At 70.3% G+C, this 19,261-nt stretch carries 12 protein-coding genes; 4 read left to right on the top strand and 8 right to left on the bottom strand.

Features of this window, described 5'->3' with window-relative positions; translation table 11 throughout:
• Window positions 1-67: 67 nt before the first annotated feature.
• A complete protein-coding gene (locus tag ACWD3H_RS16505; RefSeq protein WP_451955548.1) occupies window positions 68-403 on the top strand; it encodes a TraR/DksA family transcriptional regulator in 336 nt (111 codons plus the stop codon).
• 104 nt (window positions 404-507) lie between these two features.
• Here the strand turns inward: ACWD3H_RS16505 and ACWD3H_RS16500 are convergent, their stop codons facing one another.
• From ACWD3H_RS16500 to ACWD3H_RS16490, 3 genes are read right to left on the bottom strand one after another with little or no spacing between them, the layout of a single operon-like run.
• The gene (locus ACWD3H_RS16500; protein WP_451955547.1) at window positions 508-1,302 is read right to left on the bottom strand and encodes an ABC transporter permease; all 795 of its coding nucleotides are present in this window, start codon (window positions 1,300-1,302) and stop codon (window positions 508-510) included.
• Entirely contained in the window at window positions 1,299-2,171 is an 873-nt protein-coding gene (locus ACWD3H_RS16495; RefSeq protein WP_451955546.1) for an ABC transporter ATP-binding protein, read from the bottom strand. The genes ACWD3H_RS16500 and ACWD3H_RS16495 overlap by 4 nt, the downstream gene beginning before the upstream one ends.
• On the bottom strand, window positions 2,168-2,524 hold the full coding sequence (locus ACWD3H_RS16490) for a hypothetical protein (protein ID WP_355566081.1): 357 nt from the start codon (window positions 2,522-2,524) through the stop codon (window positions 2,168-2,170). Before ACWD3H_RS16490 ends, ACWD3H_RS16495 begins: the two co-directional genes overlap by 4 nt.
• Window positions 2,525-2,583: 59 nt before the next feature.
• Between ACWD3H_RS16490 and ACWD3H_RS16485 the strand changes: the two genes are divergently transcribed.
• Together ACWD3H_RS16485 and ACWD3H_RS16480 are read left to right on the top strand one after the other, a co-directional pair.
• On the top strand, window positions 2,584-2,973 hold the full coding sequence (locus tag ACWD3H_RS16485) for a GntR family transcriptional regulator (protein WP_355566077.1): 390 nt from the start codon (window positions 2,584-2,586) through the stop codon (window positions 2,971-2,973).
• On the top strand, window positions 2,970-4,028 hold the full coding sequence (locus tag ACWD3H_RS16480) for a DUF1648 domain-containing protein (protein WP_451955545.1): 1,059 nt from the start codon (window positions 2,970-2,972) through the stop codon (window positions 4,026-4,028). The genes ACWD3H_RS16485 and ACWD3H_RS16480 overlap by 4 nt, the downstream gene beginning before the upstream one ends.
• A 153-nt stretch (window positions 4,029-4,181) precedes the next feature.
• Here ACWD3H_RS16480 and ACWD3H_RS16475 read toward each other — a convergent pair whose 3' ends face one another.
• Both ACWD3H_RS16475 and ACWD3H_RS16470 read right to left on the bottom strand, forming a co-directional pair.
• Complete coding sequence (locus ACWD3H_RS16475) at window positions 4,182-8,609, bottom strand: caspase, EACC1-associated type (RefSeq protein ID WP_451955544.1); 4,428 nt, start codon at window positions 8,607-8,609, stop codon at window positions 4,182-4,184.
• 467 nt (window positions 8,610-9,076) lie between these two features.
• Window positions 9,077-9,946: a sensor histidine kinase gene (locus tag ACWD3H_RS16470; protein ID WP_451955543.1), complete on the bottom strand. Its 870-nt coding sequence runs from the start codon at window positions 9,944-9,946 to the stop codon at window positions 9,077-9,079.
• 851 nt (window positions 9,947-10,797) lie between these two features.
• Between ACWD3H_RS16470 and ACWD3H_RS16465 the strand changes: the two genes are divergently transcribed.
• Window positions 10,798-11,739: a DUF5996 family protein gene (locus ACWD3H_RS16465; RefSeq protein WP_350914567.1), complete on the top strand. Its 942-nt coding sequence runs from the start codon at window positions 10,798-10,800 to the stop codon at window positions 11,737-11,739.
• 110 nt (window positions 11,740-11,849) lie between these two features.
• Here ACWD3H_RS16465 and ACWD3H_RS16460 read toward each other — a convergent pair whose 3' ends face one another.
• From ACWD3H_RS16460 to ACWD3H_RS16450, 3 genes are all read right to left on the bottom strand, one after another.
• Window positions 11,850-15,902, bottom strand: a complete 4,053-nt coding sequence (locus ACWD3H_RS16460) for a S8 family serine peptidase (protein WP_451955542.1) — start codon at window positions 15,900-15,902, stop codon at window positions 11,850-11,852.
• Window positions 15,903-16,030: 128 nt separating this feature from the next.
• Window positions 16,031-16,183 (bottom strand): hypothetical protein, encoded by a 153-nt coding sequence (locus ACWD3H_RS16455; protein ID WP_451955541.1) that lies wholly within the window; start codon window positions 16,181-16,183, stop codon window positions 16,031-16,033.
• A gap of 117 nt (window positions 16,184-16,300) precedes the next feature.
• Window positions 16,301-19,192, bottom strand: coding sequence for a helix-turn-helix transcriptional regulator (locus ACWD3H_RS16450; RefSeq protein WP_451955540.1), 2,892 nt, complete (start codon window positions 19,190-19,192; stop codon window positions 16,301-16,303).
• Between the last annotated feature and the right edge of the window lie 69 nt (window positions 19,193-19,261).

Genomic DNA, 19,261 nt, shown 5'->3' with positions numbered 1-19,261 from the left:
GAACTCGATGACGAGCGCGGCCACGTGCGCCGCTTGGCGTTCTCAGCTTTGGAAAGGACTTCCGATCATGTCAGTCAACAGTGAGCGCACCCGTCTCAGCAGCGTGCAGGCCCGGATCATCCGCGAGGAGCTGGACGAGCAGCTCCTGTGGCGTACCACCCGGGTGAACGAGCTCGAAGCCTCGGTGGAGGACGGGGAGGTCGCGTCCCGGCAGGACGAGCTCGTCGCCCTCGCCGCCGCGGGCCGCGACCTCGCGGAGACCAGGCGGGCCATGGAGAGCCTTGACGCCGGCACCTACGGCCGGTGCGCCGGCTGCGAAGCGGACATTCCCTTCGAGAGGCTGAAGATCCGTCCGCTCGCCCGGTACTGCATCGCCTGCCAGCGGCGCCACGAGGCCCGCTGACCCCCGGCGGCCCCGCCCGATGTCCGCCACCGGACAGGGCGGGGCCGCCACACCGGCTGGGAGATCGGCCCGGTGCTGGACCACCAGGTGTTCCAGCAGATCTTTCACGTGATGTCTCGCCTGAGCGGTGCTGCGACGGCGATGACGGTGGCGATCAGGGCATAGCCGAGTAGTACGGCGGCGCCGAGTGGCGCGGAGAGCAACGCGGTGGCCGAGGTGCCGGTCTGGCCGGCGATGGCGTCGGCCAGGTAGGTGAATCCGGTCAGCGCGGAGGTCGCGCCGCCCGGCAGGTAGGGGTAGACCGCCTTGACGCCGGGGATGAGCATGAGGACGGTCTCGATCATGTACAGGTAGGCGCCGACGGTGACGAGTGCCGCCACCTGGTTGCGCAGGATCGCGCCCACCGCCGCGCCGAGCAGGGTGTAGACGGCCATGGCCAGAGCGATGCGGGCCAGGAGTGCCAGGACGGTGCTCGTGGGCAGGCCAAGGGCGACACCCCTGAGCGCCGCCGCGGCGAAGAGGGCGCCGGCGGCGACGGTGCAGGCGATGAGGCCGTAGACGAGTCCGCCTCCGGTGTAGGTGAGGAGCTTGGCCACCAGCCAGGTCCACCGCCGGGGGGCGAACAGCGCCGTGGTGGTGATGGTCCGGTGCCGGTATTCGGTGGTCACCGCAGCCGTCCCGAGCAGGGCGGGGATGAACATGGTGAACCCGAGCAGGCCGAGCATGACGTGCACGCCTTCGGCCGTGTCCAGGCCCGGCATGGGCGGGGTGAAGTTCTCCGGCCCGATGAGCGCGAGCAGCCCGGTGAGGGCACCACTGCCGAGAGCGGCCAGCAGACCCCACAGCCACAGCCTGGTGCCGGTCAGGCGGCTCCATTCCGCCGCGATGAGAGCGATCATCGGTGGCCTCCGGTGAGATCGAGGAACGCCTGTTCCAGGGTGGGGCGTTCGGGGGTGATCTCGTGCAGTGCGATGCCGCGGTCCGCCGCGGCGGTCGCGACCTGCGCGGTGGTCATGCCGTGGATGCGCAGGGTGTCCGGTCCCAGGATCTCCGTGGGGACCGTGAGGTGACTTCTGAGCCGCTCTGCCTGCGGTGACCGGACAAGCACGGCTGTCTTGCCGTACAGCTCGGAGATGGGGCCGGTGGAGATCAGCCGTCCCTGATGTATCACCACGATGCGGTCGGCTGTCTGCTCGATCTCGCCGAGGACGTGACTGGAGATCAGGATGGTGCGGCCCTCGGCGGCCAGGTCGCGCAGGAAGGTGCGCATCCAGGCGATGCCCTCGGGGTCGAGGCCGTTGCCCGGCTCGTCCAGCAGGAGCACGTGGGGGTCGCCGAGCAGGGCGGTGGCCAGGTTGAGGCGCTGGCGCATACCGGTGGACAGGGTGCGGGTGGCGCGGCCGGCGAAGGCCGACACCCCGGTCAACTCGGCGACCTGCAGGGCGCGGGCTTTGCCGTACCCGCCCATGCGGGAGTAGATCCGCAGGTGGCGCAGGGCCGTGTGGGCCGGGTGGAAGCCGGAGCCGTCCAGTACCGCGCCGACGGTCGCCGACGGCCTGGCCAGGTCGGCGTAGCGCTTTCCGTCGATGGTGGCGGTGCCGGAGGTGGGCGCGACCAGGCCCAGCACCATCCGCATGGTGGTGGTCTTGCCCGCGCCGTTCGGCCCGAGGAAGCCGGTCACCGTGCCGGGGGCGGCCTGGAAGGTGAGGTCGGTGACCGCGGATACCGGGCCGAACGCCTTGGTCAGGCCGCGTACCTCGATGCTCACTGCTGCACCTGCGTCAGCCGGCGCTGGATCTCCTTGGCGTCCTGGACGCCAAGGATCAGCTCGTCGACGCCCGCCACCCTGTGCTTCAGGACGATCCGCACGCCCGGAACGCCTCGGCGGGCGGCCACCAGCCGCTTGACGCCGCTGAAGGACGTCCACGTGCCGACCTTGGTGTAGCCGCTGACCACCAGCCCGGAACGCAGCCCCTTGGCCGCGGCGAGCGGCTGGTCGAGGTGGTGTACGTCGGCGATCGCCTCCAGGGGCACGTCCACCTGGCCGGCCCTGACGAACGGTCGCGTCCACGGCGGAAAGTGCACGCTCAGCGTTCCGTCGTGAATCCGTACCTGGATCATGCTGCCTCCTCGGCAAGTTGTATCTGTTCTATTAGTTCTATATCAGATAGGATGTCGATGTGCACCTGACACTTGACCTGGACAGCGAGGTCCCGATCTACCAGCAGATCAGGGACCGGGTCGTGGAGGCGATCGCCCGCCGGCAGGCGCGCGAAGGCGACCCACTACCTTCGACACGGCAGCTCGCCGCGGACTTCGGTATCAATTTCCATACCGTGAACAAGGCCTATGACCTGCTACGACAGCAGGGCATCATCCGGATCAACCGCAAGAGCGGCGCGGTCATCCGCCGCGATGCCGACACCGGCCCGCCCGAGGCCGGATTCATCGACGACTGGGAAGAGAGAATGCGGGTACTCCTGGCGGAAGCCACCGTTCACGGCCTGGACCGCGACGACGTGATACGACGCTGCGAGGCGATCGTGGCCGGCTTCGGGACACGGTCATGATGCTGTCCATCGCCGCCGACCTGGCTCTGGTCGCGCTGGTCACATGCCTCATGCTGGTGCTGCCCGCGCTGGCGCGGCCGACGCTGCCGTTCGGGGTGCGGGTGACCGCCGAGCGGGCAGGCGACCCGGCGATCGTCACCCAGCGGCGCAGCTACACCCGCCTGGTCGTCGCGGTGGCCGCCGTCGCCGCGGTGGTCTCGATCCTCACAGGGCAGCCGGCGGTGACACTCGGGGTACTGGTCGCCGCCGATCTGCTGCTGTACTACCGTGCCCATCTCAAGGTCCGCGCCGCCAAGAGCGGCGGGGGATGGGCGGGCGAGCGGCGCCAGGGCATCACCATGGACACGACCTTCCGCACCGACCCGGTCCGCGTGCCGTGGGTGTGGGGGTTGCCCGCCCTGGCCGTCGTGCTGCTCACCGCGGGGATCGGCTGGCGGTCGTCCGGCACCGTGGCCGGATGGCTCGAGCCTGTGTTGTCCCAGGCCGGGCTCACTCTGCTGGTCGTCGTCGTGATCCTGATCGTGTTGCGTGCCCGGCCCGACCTCGACGCGGCCCGGCCCAAGTCCTCGGCTCGCCGCTACCGCATCTACCTGCGCGGTGTGGCCACCTTGTCGCTGCTGTCCGCCGCCTGCCTCAATCTGAGCCTGCTCATCTGGGCGTTGCGGCAATGGGGGGTCGTCGGGAATACGGTCGGGTGGCTGGTGGCCGGGTGCCTGCCGTTGGTCGCCCTGCTCGGCGGATGGCTGGTGTGGGAGACGAAGGTCGGCCAGGCAGGGCATCGCCTGCCCGCCCTGCCCGATGAACAGGAGGAGGACACTGGGATGGCGCAGCGCGACGATGACCGGTACTGGTTCCTCGCGGGCACGATCTATGCCAACCGGCGCGACCCCGCCCTTCTCGTCCACGCCCGGCTGGGCTCCTCCAGCTGGACGCTCAACCTCGGGCACCCCATCGCCTGGCTGCTGCTCGGCCTTGTCGTCATCGGCCTCGCCGGGCTCGTCCTGGTCACCGTGTTCGGCGGCATCGACCTGCCACAGAAGCGCGGCATCCTCTGACCGCCAGAGCCGCTCGGCCGGGATCCGAGGCTTGAGATTTGAGCGGGGTCGCCACCCACTCCTCGGCCGGGCACTCCTGGCGGGTGAGCCCCAGCAGACGCCCCCAAGCAGGGGCGTCCTGGGGGAGTCATCCCATGACCGAGCGGACACCGCCTATCTGATCCCCGCCGCGCCCTTCGGGCAGATCTCGCGGTAGGGCGATTCGGGGATAAGTCTCGTCCACTCCTCCCTTGAGAGGGTGGTTCCCACCCGGGCGCAGAGCGTGGCGGCGGCCTGCTCCGGATCTGTGGGAAAGGCGGAGAGCCAGGTCTCCTCGTACTCGGTCCTTCCGGTCGTGTACAGGGCCGACCCATCGGGGGCGAAGGTCACGTCACCTCCCAGGGTGGTCAGCAGGAGACCTAGCTGGTGCCGGCTCGCGACGTCCCAGATCCGCACGCCGTCGGATGCCGCGACGGCGAGCAGATCGTCCCTGCTGGAGAAGGCGAGCGAGTCGACGCCGTTCTTGTGACCGCGGAGGCTGAGCCCGACCCGTCTGAACGTGGTCGCGTCCCAGAAGGTGACCTGGCCGTCGTTGCCGCCGACGGCGATCAAGTCGCCGCCGGGGCTGAAGGCCAGCGTGCCTATCTGGTTCGTCCCCGGACCGAACTTTTCCGGAAGGACCTTGCCTGAGGTCAGGTCGAGTGTGCGTCCGGGGTAGGTGCCGAGCGCGAGCAGATGGCCACCCGGTTGGAAGGCCAATGTCCCGGTGGGCCTGTCGATGTGATCGACCTCGATCGAGTGGAGTCGCCGCCCGGTCGCGACGTCGTACAGCAGGACCGTCTGCCTGGGCCTGGTGTCGTCACCGGTGACGAAGGCGATGCTCTTTCCGTCGGGGCTGAACGTCATGCCGTGCAGAAAGTACTGCCAGCGTCCGTACGGCGCTTTGCCAGGTAGGTCGAAGACCACCGGTGCCTGGCCCGCGGGTTTGGCCAGTGTCACGCGGGAGCCCTTCTGCAACGCCACGATCCGTGCGCCGGGTCCGACCTCCAGCGTGTCGAAGGCGTCGTTGGGGATCGACCCGATCGGTTTGCGGCTGCGTGAGTCGAGCAGGGTGGTGCTGGTTTCTCCCACCGAGACGACCGTTGAGCCGTCGCGGCTCAGCGACGCTCCTTCGAGGATCGTCGGGTGGGTGTTGGCGCGCAGGTCAAGAGTGAGTACGGCACCGTCGTCGCCCACCAGCCTGAGCGAGGAGGCGTCCGGAGTGAACCGGAAGTCGAAGACCTCCTCGTAGGCGGGCTTGTAGCGCTGGAGCAGGGCGTGATCGGCGACGCGCCACAGGCACACGGCTCTGTCGTCGTCGAATCCGGCGAGGAACCGTCCATCGGAGCTGAAGCGCAGCATGGCCACGCCGACTCCGTCGTAGTCGTTAACGCTGTAGCCGTCAACGCCGTATTCGTCCTGGAAGACCTGCCGGGTGCCGAGGTCCCACAGTCGCGGGCCGCTACTGTGGCCGGCAACGGCCAGGTACTTTCCATTGGGGCTGAAGGCTATTCCCAATGTGTCAGTATTTATCGCCTCGCTTCCCGCTGACCTCGTCCTCAGAGTGAGACGTTTCTTCCCCGAGGCCAGGTCCCAGACGATGGTGTCCTGGTCCAGGTCGAAGTAGGCGGCCAGCCGGTCGTCGGGGCTGAACGTGACCAGTCGCCGACTTGAGTAGGTTCTGTGGAGCATGACCTGCCGGGCCACGTCCCAGACCTCCAGATCGAACGTCAACCATTCGGGCTCTCCCCTGTCGAGAACCAGTCGTTTTCCGCCGGGACTGAACTCCACGGCCTTGACCTCGGAGCCGAACTCGGCGCCCACCTGACGGCCTGTTCCGGTGTCCCAGAGTCGTACCCTGCCCTTCTTGGTGACGACCGCCAGCGTGTGGCCGTCCGGACTGAGCGTGACGGTCTTGAACGACCTCCCCGCTGCGGCGCCCCTGCTCGTCGGCACGGTGACGTCCGATCCGGAGCCGCTCAGCGTCCGCAGCCGCCTGCCCGTGGCGGCGTCCCAGACGCCGCCACCGTCCGGTCCGAAGGTGACGAGTTCCGTGCCGTCCCGACTGAGCTCGTACACGATCGCGCCGGGGACGGTGACCACTGACCGTTCCAGCTGGTCCAGCGCCTCGTACAGGCTGCCTCGGGCCTCCGGAACCTGTCCGAGCCGCCAGGAGGCGATGCTGAGCAGGGTGGCGTTCACCGGGTCGGTAGGCCGCAGGACGCCTGCGCGAGCGGCGACGAGGCTGGCGACGACGCGGTCTTGCTGGGCGCGTGCCGCGGCGGTCTGCTCGTTGGCCACCCGGCGCTGGCTCTCGGCCAGACCCGCGGCTGCCAGGGCGACGACCAGCAGTCCCGTCAGAACCGCCAGAGTCAGCCGACGCTGCCGACGCCGCCGCCTCATCAACGCCGAACCCGCGTCGAGGAACGCCTGCTCGGTCACGGTCAGCATGACGTGGTGGCGCACGGGGTCGTCTTCCCAGCGCGTACGAGCCTGCTGAGCTGTCAGGAGACGGGTGTCCTGGTAGAGGAACGCTGGATCACGGTCATGCTGGACCCATTCGCGGGCGTCCTCACCGAGCTGCTGGAGCACCAGCAAGGTGGCGCGGTCCGTTTCGATCCAGAGGCGTAGCTGAGGCCAGGCGCGGATGAGGGCCTCGTGGGTGAGCTGCACGCTGTCCTCGTCAACCGTCACCAGCCGGGCGTGGACGAAGCGGTCGAGAACCTGCCGCGCCTCGGAGTGTCCCGGTGAGGTGGCCGGCGGGAGCAGGTCGAGCAGCAGGACCCGCCGCCGGGTGTCCTCGGTGCCTTCGCCGAGCCGTACCAGGCGGGGCAGCAGCCATCGGGCGATCCGACGGCTCGCCGGGTCGAGATCCTCCAGGGTGGTGTCGGCGGTCTGCGCCAGTGATCTGGAGATCCCTCCGGTCGCGCGGTATCCGGCCAGGGTCAGCGTCCGCCCCTCCCGGTTCTGCCAGGTCGCCAGCAGGGCGTGGGAAAGAAGGGGAAGCACGCCTCCCATTCCCATCGCGCTGAGCTGCGCGCCGGTCCCGAGATCCTCCAGGAGGAGGTCGACGAGCCCGTCTTCCAGGATCAGCCCCGTCAGCGCGGCCGGTCCTTCGACGGCCTCGCCCAGCTGCGCCGTCGTCATCGGGCCGACGACCAGGGGGTGGTCCAGGGCGGACAGGAGTTCCGGATGGGCCGTGCAGTGTCCGTAGAAGTCGGCCCGCACTCCGATGACGACCACAGCCGGGGCATCACCCTCGGAACCGACGGATACGGAGTGCAGTGCCTCAACGAAGACTCGACGCTGGCGTTCGTCAGGACAGGCGGTGAACACCTCCTCGAACTGGTCGACGATGATGACCGGACGCTCGGTCCGGTCGCCGAGGATCTGTCCGAGCGTCTCACGGAGATGACCGGGCCGATCCTGGAGCCGTCGCCGGAGCTCCTCGGGAGACGAGTCGCCGAGAACGGCGAACCGCTTGGCGAGCATGCCCACCGGATCGTCACCGGGGCTCAAGATCATGAATCTGGTGCCGGTCTCGCCGGAGTGTGGTGCTCGCTGGAGGGCGGGGACCAGACCGGCGCAGAGCAGCGACGACTTGCCTGACCCAGACGGCCCGATCACCACGAGCGGCCCCGCCTGGGACGGATGTTCGGTCACCCGGTCGACCAGGGTGGTGATGAGATCGGTGCGCCCGAAGAAGAGTCCGGCGTCTTCCGGGCCGAAAGCGGCCAGCCCCCGGTAGGGGCTGAAATCTCCTACCTGCTCCCTCCGGACATCCGGAGATCTGCTCCGGTAGGCGGGGTTGGGGACAAGCGGCTGCCGGTCTCCGTAGTCGGCGGCCTGGCGTCGAGGCCGGGGAAATCCCTGCTCGGAAAGAGTGCGGGACAGCGACCGGTAGAGATCGTCCAGGGTCAGCAGCGGTGGAGCCGTGGGGTCTCCGCCGGCCAGCAGGTGGATGAGGGCACCGGTGAAGGCGGTGTGCCGCTGCCCCTCGGGGGCCCATGCGGCCTCGTCCCTGTTGGTGGAGGTCAGGAGATACATGCCTTGCTGGGCGGTATCGAAGACCTGGTCGATGTCGGCGCGGCCGGTGGTCCCCTGTGCCCGACCGGCGAAGCAGCAGTCCAACGCGATGAGCGTCAGACGGGCCGGGGAGCCGGCGACGACCTCCCGGACGACCGAGTACGGCAGGGCCTGGTGGCTGGGAATCCCCTCGGTGAGATCGACGGTCGAGCGGGTGGCCAGATGAAGCTCGTTGTGACTGCTGACCAGGCCGTGGCCCACGTAGTAGACGAACAGTGCGTTTCGCGCCCGCTGTGCCGCTTGGACCAGGGCGGCGCCGAGTTCCTGCGGGTCGGAGGGGTCGATCAGCATGGTCAGATTGGCCGGGTCCAGCCCCGCGTGGTCGATCAGGCACTGCCCGAGATCGCTGATGGTGCCGGGGACGGCGGGAACATCGGGCAGGCGGGAGCCGGCCGGGTATGTTCCCGAGCCGATCAGGAGGACCTGGGTGCCCGGCGCGGCGAGCAGAAGGCCGGGAAGCGGTTCAGCCGTCGCCATCACGGGCAGGAGCACAGATTACGGAGTTCGTCCGCGGAGTTCTCGGCTGTGACAGTCACCAGCACGTCCAAATTGGCACTCCAGAATTCCTGGGCCCCCGCACCGCTGTTGCGACCACCGCGTAACTCGACGCGGTTTCCTCTCGCTCGTATGGCCACCAGTCTGACCTAGGCGCCTATGGAAAGTCACCGCCTTCGGCATTTTCGCGGATCTCGATCAATGTCAAGTTTCCGGCACAGGAGCGTGCTGCCGCAGGGCGGTGGCGAGCATGGTGTCGAGCACCGCGATCGCGCTGCTCGACGAGCATCGGGAGCGCGGCGCGGTGGCGACCTGACCGAGGTGTCGCGTGGCCGGTTCGTCAGCGGCCTCGCCCGCGTCCGGTGCCGTGCCTCGCTCGCGTTCTCCGCACCTGCCGGTGCCGTGTCGCCGGCAGGTGGCGGTCCCTCAGGTACGGCCGCTGCGCATGATCACACCGATCTCATCTCGCCGGTTTCACCCGGCGGGTCGATGGCGGGCAGCCGGAGCACGAAGCGGGCGCCACCGGCTGCGGAATCCTCGACATGGATGGTGCCGCCGTGCGCGTGGGCGATCTCGCGTGTGATCGCCAGACCCAGCCCGGCGCCGCGCGGGTCGACGCGGCGCGACTTCTCGGACCGGGCGAAGCGCTCGAAGATGCGCTCCCGCTCAGCGGGTGGGACGCCGTCGCCATCGTCTTCGACGGTCATCTCGGCGATGTCGCTGTCGCGCCGGACTCCGACCGTGATCGATTTCTTGACGTGTCGCTGCCCGTTGTCCAGCAGGTTCGTGAGAATCCGGGAGATCTGGGTTTCCACGCCGTTGACGAACACACCGGATTCAAGCCGAAGCCCGGCCGGAACGCGGTCGTGCCGCCGGGCGACGTACTCCTTCACCACTACCGCCATGTCCAGCGGGCGACACGCCGCTGATCCGCCACTCTGTTCCGCGCGAGACAGCGTCAGGAGATCATCGATGATCGATTCAAGGCGGTCGACTTCGCATAACTCCCGGCGGAGCAGGTCGTCCAGGTCGGTCTGCCCGCCATGCAGCCGTGCCTCCTCGATCTGCACGCGAAGGGCGGTAAGCGGGTTGCGTAGCTCATGTGAGACGTCGGACGCGAACCGGTACGCCTTCCAGCTGCGCTCAAGGGCGCTGTTGATGCCGTGGGCGAGCCGGTTGATCTCCTGCCGGTCCGGGAACTCCTGGATCCGGCCCTCCGGGTGACCCTCGTTGATCTCGTCGAGGCGGTCGCAGATCCTCCTCACCGGGCGCAGCGTAGCCGTGACGATGCCGCGCATCCTCCAGCCGGCGAGCGCCATCGGCATGATCGTCTGGGCCGCGAAGAGGATGCCGAGCAGGCCTGGGACGACAGGCCCGAGGACGCGTCGCGCCGCGTGAAGGGCAGGGGAGTCCGGAGCGGACCGCACGCGGGCAGCCCCTGGTGCGATGGGAGCAGGGCCGACCGATCCGGGCGGGATCATCGGGCGGGAGGCCTCCGGGGTGTGCCGGAGGCGTGCCCCGGGCGGCCGGCGAGCTCGGTACCTCATCGCCCGGCTCCGCGACCTGGAGCGGATCGACGCCCAGGGTTGTCGGACCGTCCCGCATGGACGCCGTGGGCGAGGGCCGTGGCGGCTTCCGTACCGGGGTTCCACCGGGACATCGCGATCCGGCCTCGGACGTACGCCGCCATGAGAACGTCTCCCGGCGCCAGTACCAGTGTCGCCAGGGTGGTGATGAGAATGGCGAGCCACACGCAAGTCGACTGTGCGGGAAGCAGCACGCGCAGGCCGGACATACTCGTGGCCGATACCCCCAATAAAAGGGCGTACTCACTGCTATAAAAGGATTTGCCTACTCTTTATAAAAGATTTCCTATATGACTCTTTGTCGGGTGCCGCACGGATACGCGGTGGGTCACCTCGGACAGGCCGGAGAGGCGGCATCCTCCCAGGGGCCGATCCAGCGGACCAGGCCATCCGGCGGCAGGCGGCCCGAGGGGATCGCGGACCTGCCGCGAGGCGCGGGCACGGGGGCGCCCCGAGTTGCCCCCGCGCCCGCTCAGGAGAGCCTGGGACTGCCTGCGGGTGTTCCCGGCGCGGCCCGGTGAAGATCTTGCTGTTTGTGGTGCCGGCCGGGTCTTTGATGTGCATGCCGTGGGAATGGTGGCGTCATGGAGTTGTTCGCCCCGATACCGCTGGACGAGTGGCGGGACACCAAGGCCACGCTGCACCGGTTCTGCCAGGTGGTGGGCAAGGTCCGGCTCACCGCCGAGGTCCGGCGCAACCACTGGTGGAACGTGCCGTTCCATCTCACCGGCAGAGGGTTCACCACCCGCCCGATGGGACAGGCGGACGGCAATCCGATCTTCACGATCGACTTCGACTTCGTCGGCCACCAGCTACTCGTCACCGAGTTGGACGGCCGGGCGGTGTCCTTCCCGCTCTACGGTCAGTCGGTGGCGTCCTTCTACCAGAAGGTCATGCTGGCGCTGGCGGAGCTGGACGTGCAGGTGGATCTGGACAGGCCGTGGCCGTTCGACCTGCCCGACTCCGGTCGGCCGTTCGTCGAGGACACCGAGCACGCGGCCTACGACCCTGCCATGGCCAATCGCTACTGGCAGGTGCTGAGCCAGGTGAACCTGGTGCTGGAGGAGTTCGCCGCGGGCTTCTCGGGAAAGATCAGCCCGGTGCACCACTTCTGGCACACCTTCGACATCGCCTGCAGCCGTTTCTCCGACCGCCGGGTCGACCAGCCGCCGTCGGTCGACTCCGTGACGCGGGAGGCCTACTCGCGGGAGGTGATCAGCTCCGGCTTCTGGTTCGGTGACGACGCCTTCCCCGAGCCCGCCTTCTACTCCTACACCGCCCCCGAGCCCGAGGGGCTGGAGAACGAACCGCTCAGCCCCGGGGCCGCGGAGTGGATCGAGCAGCGAGGCAGCCATCTGGCCGTGCTGCGCTACGACGACGCCCGATCAGCGGCCGACCCGCGCGCCGCGGTACTGGCCTTCTACGAGAGCGCCTACCAGGCCGGAGCCCGGCGTGCCGGTTGGGACATCGCCTGGCTCGCCTGCCCCGGCGGGATCACCGACCCGCAACTGAGAACCGGACCCTGACCGGGAAGGTCCACCGGGTTAACCGTGGCGGCGAACCGGGAGAAACCCCGGGTCACGCTGGGTGACCCCGGGTTTCTCCGCTCGGTGTGGTCGTGCGGTTGTCCGGCGGCTTAACCGCGGAGATCGAAGGCGCGGACGGTGGTCTGCTTGATGGTGTTGCCCGCCTTGTCCCAGGCCTCGACCTTGAGGGTGACGGCGCCCTTGGTGTGCTTGAGGGCGGGGTAGCGGGTGGTGGCGGTGTAGGTGCCGTCCTTGCTGGACTTGACCGAGACGGGGGTGTAGGTGGCGCCGTCGTCGGTGCTGGCCCACAACTTCAGGCCGGCGATGGCGGGCATCTTCGAGGGGGACGGGGAGTGGTAGGGGGAGACGGTGAAGGTGTGCGTACGGCCGGCGCGCACGGCGTTGGCGGCGTCCAGGGTGTCACCGAGGTCGTAGCCGACGAACACGACCGGGGCGGGCTTGCAGGGCTCCGCCTTGCCGTACAGCACTTCGAGGGAGCAGAAGGACCCCGGCAGGGGATCGGCCGAGACCGGGGTGGTGAAGGTCCACTCGGTGTCGTTCCGGTCGTTCTTGGCGGTCAGCCGGTAGCTGCCGGGGCCGTCCGGCAGGCTGAAGAGCGGCATGAAGTCGGTGCCGCCGACAGGGGTGCGCGGGATCTCCTTTCCGTCCTGGTAGAGGCGGACGTCGAAGCCCGGCTTGGACAGGTCGGTCGTCGGCCAGTAGTCGCCGTTGTACTTCCTGGCGCCCGGCGAGCCGTAGCTGGGCTCGAACTCCGCCCACAGGCTGTCGCCCTGGACGCAGATCATGCACCGGAAGAACGAGCCGATGTTCGCGCCCGGCTTGGCGAGCTTGTAGACCTTGTCAGAGCCGGTTGCGGCGCCGGGCGTGAACGGGGTGGTCATCCAGGACTGCCGGATGCGGACCGGCTTGTCGAACACCTCCAGGGCCCACTGCGGAACCCGATCCTCCATCGGCGTGCCGCGCATCTCCTCCATGCCGTGCGACCAGAGGACCTCGGAGTCGAGCGGCCCGACCCAGTCGCGGCGTTCCTGCAGGGTGAGCCGGGGGGCGCCCCACCCGGTGAGCGATGTCGACATCGGCATGACGTCGTCGGGCTTCTGCGCGTACCGCCAGTCGTTGTAGCGCGCGGGGGCGACGGTGTGGGGGGCCAGGTCGATCCGGGCCAGGTCGCGCTCGGCGAAGGTGTAGTGCAGCGAGCGAGGCACCCGGCCCTCTTCGTAGGGGGCGAAGGTGTAGGTGTAGGGCGACTCCTCGGTGCCGGTCACCCGGATGGTGACCGGCTTGCCGCCGGAGAGCCGCTCGCGCAGGTCGAGCGCCTCGCGGGAGGGCAGGGACGCGGTGGGGACGCCGATGGGCCTGGCCTCTCCGGTGAACGGGATCTGCGTGAAGCCCATCGGGATCGCGCAGCCGGTCCCGGGCTGCGGGAAGTGCGCGATCGCGGCCGCGCCGGCGTCGCGGATCGGGCCGATCCGCTCGATCTGGACTCCGCACACGGGTCCGGACAGGCCCGCTGACATCGGTGCTTCCATGAGGACGAGCTTGCCGCGCAGGTCACGGCCCACGATGTCCTCGGGCCTGCCCTCGCCGACGTCGACGACCTGCAGCTCGCGGGTGCCGGTGAACGGCCGGAAGTCGGGGAAGCCGTCGCTCTGCTCGTGCACCCCGTAGGTGTTGATGCCGTGTAGCGCGGAGGCCGGGTGCAGGGTGAGCCCGCCACGCCCGCCCCGCCCGCGCACGCTCATGGCGACCTCGGACTTGCCGAGGGTGAAGCGGGTGTGGAAGCGGAAGGCGCCCTTGGTGACCTTCTCCGTGGGCAGGGCCCACACCCGGGTCCAGGCGTGGCCAGGCCACACGAACCCCATGTAGGGGGTGCCGTTGCTGACGGTCCGCTGATACGCCAGGTAGGGGATGTTGCTCAACGGTTCGGCGGGCTGCGGGGTGGTGAAACGGACCTCGGTGAGCTTCCGGGCGTCGAGCGTGATCTCGGTGTCCCCGGTGACGGTGAGCTCGGGCACGGACAGGAGCGCCAGGTTGCTCCGTTCGTCGTCGCCGACCCAGTCCATGAGCTGCGTCACGCTGATGACGCCCTGCGGGACGCGGACGACCGTGGTGCCCTCGGCGGTCAGGGCGACACCGCCGAGGAGGCCCTTGTCGCCGGACACGTCGATGGTGTCCTGGGCCCAGGGGCTGCGCGGCTTGCCGTCGCGGCCCAGGGTGTGGATGGTGAGCGTCGCCTTGGGCGCCTCACGCACCACGCCCACCGGGGTGCGCAGCTGGACGCCGTCGGCGGCCGCGGTGACGGCGCCGGTGTAGTTGTCCAGGTCGGCCAGGGTCTTGGGGTCGACGGTGGCGGTGGCGGTCGCGGTGCCTCCGGCCGGCACGGTGAGCGTCGTCTCGGCGATGCTCAGCCCGCCCTCGACCGCGCTGCCGTCCGACGCGCGCAGATCGGGGGTCAGGGTCAGGGTGACCGGCCGGCCACCCAGGTTGGTGTAGGTCAGCTCCCGGGTCGCGGGGGCGGCGTCGGTCTCGACCGCGCCGAAGTCCAGCCCCGCGGTGGTGGCGAAGACCTTTTGGGTGTACGCCCTGGCCACGTCCACCCGGCCGGCGCCCTGCTTGTACACGCTGAGCGCGTCGTCCTTGGCGGTCGACATGAGCGCGGCCTTGATCTGCGTGCCCGTCCAGTCCGGGTGCTGCTGCGCCATGATGGCGGCGGCTCCCGCGACGTGCGGGGTGGCCATCGAGGTGCCGTTCGCGGCCGTGTAGTGCTCGTCGAGCGGGGTGCCCATCGTGGTGCCCGCGGCGCGCGCCGCGGCGATGGCCACGCCCGGGGCGGCGATGTCCGGCTTGAGGCCGCCGCCGATGCGCGGCCCCTGGCTGGAGAAGGTGGCCCAGGCATCGCTCTTGTCCACGGCGGCCACGGTCAGCGCGGCGTCGGCCGCGCCGGGGGTGGCGACGGTCTCGGCGCCCGCCGCGCCGGCGTTGCCCGCGGCGATCACGAACAGTGCGCCGGAGGACGTGCTGAGCGTGTCGACCGCCTGGCTCATCGGGTCGGTTCCGTCGGTGGCGCCGCCACCGAGGCTCATGCTGATCACCTTGGCACCGGAGGCCGCGGCCCACTCCATGCCTTCGATGATTCCGGAGTCCAGGCCCTCACCCCCGTCGGACAGCACCTTGCCGACGATCAGCTGGGCGCCGGGCGCGACGCCCTTGAACTTTCCGGCCGCGGCCGCGCCGGAGCCGGCGATGGTGGAGGCGACGTGCGTGCCGTGCCCGTGGCCGTCCTGCACCTCCTGGCCGGAGATGAAGGACCTGCTGTCCGCGATCCGGTCGGCCAGGTCGGGGTGCTTGGTGTCGATGCCGGTGTCCAGGACGGCGACCTTCACGCCGGTGCCGTCGTGGCCGCCGGCCCAGGCCTGCGGCGCGCCGATCATCGGGACGCTCTCGGCGAGGTCGGCCTTGACCTTGCCGTCCAGCCACACCTTGGCGATGTCGCCGCGCAGCGTGTCCGGCACGTTGGCCGGCCCGGCGATCCCGTCCGCGCGCTTCTCGGGTACGGCCCGCACCGCGTTCCAGAACGTGCCCGCCTCGGCCTTGGCGACCTGGAGTGCGGAGGCGTTGACGCTCTCCAGGGTGAGCACCGGCTCGCTGGCCGGGATGGCCTTGGCGGCCGAGGCGATGGCCTTGTCCGTGTGCTGTGGCGGGTACTGCACGATGACGGGCAGCTGCTTGGTCTTGTCGTCGGTGTAGCCGTTCTCGGCCAGGTAGGTGACGTTGAACAGCTCCCGGTCCAGGCGGCCGGCGTTGATGGCGGGCATGGCGTCGCTGGGGGTGACGTACACGCCCTTCGGGGTGGCCAGCGTGGACAACCGGGCGCTGGTGCCGTCGGGGCGGACGCTCGGCTCCGGGTGCACGGCGTACTTGCCGCCGCCGGCGTCGCTCAACCTCACCTTGTCCCCGGTGACCAGGGTGATCGTGCGGGATCCTGTGCCCAGCCCGGTCAGTGCGATCAGGCCGGGGACCGGCTCCGTCGCCGGGGTGGCCGGTGCGGGCTCCTGCTCCTGGGCGAGGGCGGCCGTGCCCGGTGCCACCAGGGTGCCCAGCACCATGGCCGAGGCCGCCAGAAGCGATCCTCCGCGCGTCACCTTCCGTCTCGTGCCGGTTCGAGCGGGGGTAGAGCCGGGGTCGCCGCCCGGCGGGGGGCGGTCAGTGGAGCTGTGTGCAGACATGCGGAACTGCCCTTTCGGGAGCTGGGGGCTGGAGGTAGGGGAGGTCAGAGGGGCTCGAACCCCTCGGGGGTGTCGTCGGGGAGTTCGGCGGCCGCCTCATCCGGCGGGGCGGCGGGGGATACCCGCCCTTCCTGGTCTGCGTCGGCCTCAGGGGCGGCATCGGCCAGGCGGCCATCCGTGGAGTCGGTTTCGGACATGCCGTTAGCGTCGCCTGCGCGGCACGTCGGGACTATGGGTAGGGCACCCCATTCGGAGGGCCGTAATCGGGTGGGGTACTACGGGGGTGGGCGGTGCCGTACGGATCCGTGCCCGGCTCAGAGACCGTCGCGGTCGACGCCCAGGTGCATCCCGAGGGCGGCGCGAGAGCGGAGTCCGAGCTTGCGCAGCACGGCGCCGAGGTGCTTCTCCACCGTTCTGGGGGATACGAAAAGCTGCTGGCCGATTTCCCGGTTGGTCAGTCCGGCGGCGGCCATTTCGGCGATCTCCCGTTCCCGGGGAGACAGCCCGCCGCCGTAACCCTGCGGGCCGCCGGGGTATCGCCCCTTCACCGCCACCCCGTACCTGCGGGCCAGCTGCGCGGCGCGGTCCAGATCCCATCGGGCACCCAACGCCTGAAACGTCGTGATCGCCGCGCGCAGCGGCTCCTCGGCCCGTGCGTCCGCGGCGGCGAACAGGCAGCCGGCCGCCTGTTCACGGGCCTGGGCCGCCTCGTACGGGGCGCCCAGCCGATCGTAGGCGGACCCGGCCGCCAGGAACTGCTCCGCGGCGGCCGTACGGCCGGCCGCCAGATGCCCGCGCGCGTGCGCCAGCGCGGCCGGAGCCAGTGGAGCGTCCAGGCCGTCGAGTCGCGCCGAGAGCCGGGTGATCAGATCGGCGGCCTCGTCGTGCCTGCCGACGCCGGCCATCGCCTCGGCCAGCGCGGGCACCGCCCGTACCGCCAGCGGCCAGAGCCCCTTGGTCTCCCACACGGTGACCGCCGCGCCGGTCACCGCGAGCGCAGCCTCGGCCTCGCCGCGTGCGCTGGACAGCCGGAGGAATCCGGCCACCGACAGCGGGAGCAGCTCGTAGCCGCCCAGGGCGACGGTGCGCTGGACGACATCGTGCAGGTCGCGCCGGGCGACGTCGAGGTCGCCGTGCGCGAGCGCCAGGCAGGCCGCGACCGTCTCGGCGGTGATCCTGTCGAACGGGCGGCCGCCGTACTCGTCGAGAAGCAGCGCGGTCTCCTGGTCCAGCCCGGTCCACGTGCCCCGGCAGTAGGCCAGGACCAGAGCGACCAGCCGGCAGCGGGCCAGCGGTTCCCGGGAGGATTCCTCACCGGCCGCCCCCTGTGACGCGGCGGTCAGGAGTTGATCGGCGAGCTCGAAATACCCGGTGCAACACGCGCTCTCCGCGATGGACCGGTAGGCGTTCACCTCCTGGCGATGCCGCGGCCGGCCGCCGGTCCGCCGGCGGACGGCGTCGGTCAGCGCGGCCCAGCGCCGGTCGCCGAATCCGCTCAGCGAGGTCGCGACCTTGCCGAGCACGAAGACCTCCTCGACCGGATCGCCTATGGCGGGCACCACTTCCAGAGCCCGGTCCAGCCACACGGTGTGCTCGGCCAGCGTCACGGTCGCGTCCATCGGCCTTCCGAGTGCCGCCATCACCCACGCCGCGAGTTCGGGCCGGTCGCCGAGGTCGTCGACCGCCGCGATGAAGGCGCGCCGCTGCGCGCCGGGGGCGTCGCCGAGCCGCTCCTGCAGCAGGCCGATCAGGAAGTGCAGCTGCCCGCGCAACGGCCCCGGCTGCTCGGACTCCAGAGCCTCCGACAGCAGGTCGATCACCTCCGGGGGGCGCAGCACCTGGCCGGCGGCCCAGCCCAGCCGCACCGCCAGGTGTCCCCGGCGTTCGGGCTCCAGCGGGGCGTTCCGCAGCACGTCCTCCAGAATCCGCACGGCCTCGGCGTCGTCGCCCAGCTCCGACGCCTGGCCGGCGGCCTGCTCCGCGGCGTCCACCCACTCCCGCAGCAGACCGGCCTGGCGCAGATGGTGAGCCTCCTGCCCCAGCGGCACCGGCTTCACCGAGCGTACGGCGGCCGCCGCCCGCGTGTGCAGGTCCTGCCGCCGCCCCAGGGGGATTCCCCCGTACACCGCCTGTGCGGCCAGCACATGCCGGAAGACCACCGTCCCGCCCTGCTCGGCCAGCAGCCCCGAGACCAGCAGCTCATCCAGTCCGGCCACGGTCTCGGCCCGGGACAGCCCGCCCACCTGGGCCAGCACCGCCACCTGCGCCGGCACCTGCAGCACCGCCGCCGCCTCGGCCACCCCGCGCGCCGCCGCGGACAGCCGGCCCACCCGCTCGCGCACCGAGTCACGGACCCCCGGCGGCACATCAAGCTCCGCCAGCGCCTTACGCGCCCATCGCCCGCTGCGCAGCTGGATCAGCGCACCTCGTTCCCGCAGCAACGCCAGCAGTTCCTGTATCGCCAGCGGCAGACCCGACGACAGCTCATGCAGGTGCGCCCCGAAGTCGGGGGTGACCTCCTTCGCGTCCAGGATCGAAGCCGCGAGCACGCCGGTCTGTTCGGCGTCCAGGGCCTCCAGCACGACATGGTGGTGGAAGACCGAGTCCGGGAGACGGCCCGTCGCCTCCCTGATCCCGGCTCCGACCTCCTCACCCCGATAGACGAGCACCACCGACATCCGGGCCGGCAGGGCCGCCAGCAGGTAGGCGAGGAACTCGACCGTCTGCTCGTCGGCCCAGTGCAGGTCCTCCATCACCAGCACCAGCGGTCCCAGCGCGCTCAGCACCTCGGTGAGACCGCGGAACAGCCGGTGGCGTTCGGCCGCTCGGTCGTCCAGCGGCTCCAGGGGAGGCGGCAGCACTCCCGCCAGTTCCGGCAGCAACCCCCGCAGAGCACCCGTGACCGGCGACAGCTCGGCTCGCGCCAGCAGCTCACCTGTGCCGCGCAGCGCCTCCACCACCGGCCCCAGGGGAAACGGCTCCCGGATCCGCCGGGCGCCCCCGACGAGGAACAGGCGACCCGCCGCATCAGGGTGGGCCGCCATCTCCGTCACCAGCCGGGTCTTACCGATGCCGGCCTCTCCCTCCAGCACCACCACGGCGGGCGGACGGCTCATCGCGGTCACCAGACGCCGTAACTGGTCCGCACGCCCCACCAGGACCGGAGAAACCACCCGTCCCGCGGCCGTACCGCCGTCCATCGCCATCCGGCACGCCTCCACTCACCCGGCCCAGCTCCACAACGGTCACTCGGACTCCAAGCCCTGAACCGTTAC

The sequence above is a fragment of the Streptosporangium sp. NPDC002607 genome (assembly GCF_053592655.1).
The sequence above is the reverse complement of the archived record's forward strand: the minus strand, read 5'-3'. Positions and strand labels throughout refer to the sequence as shown.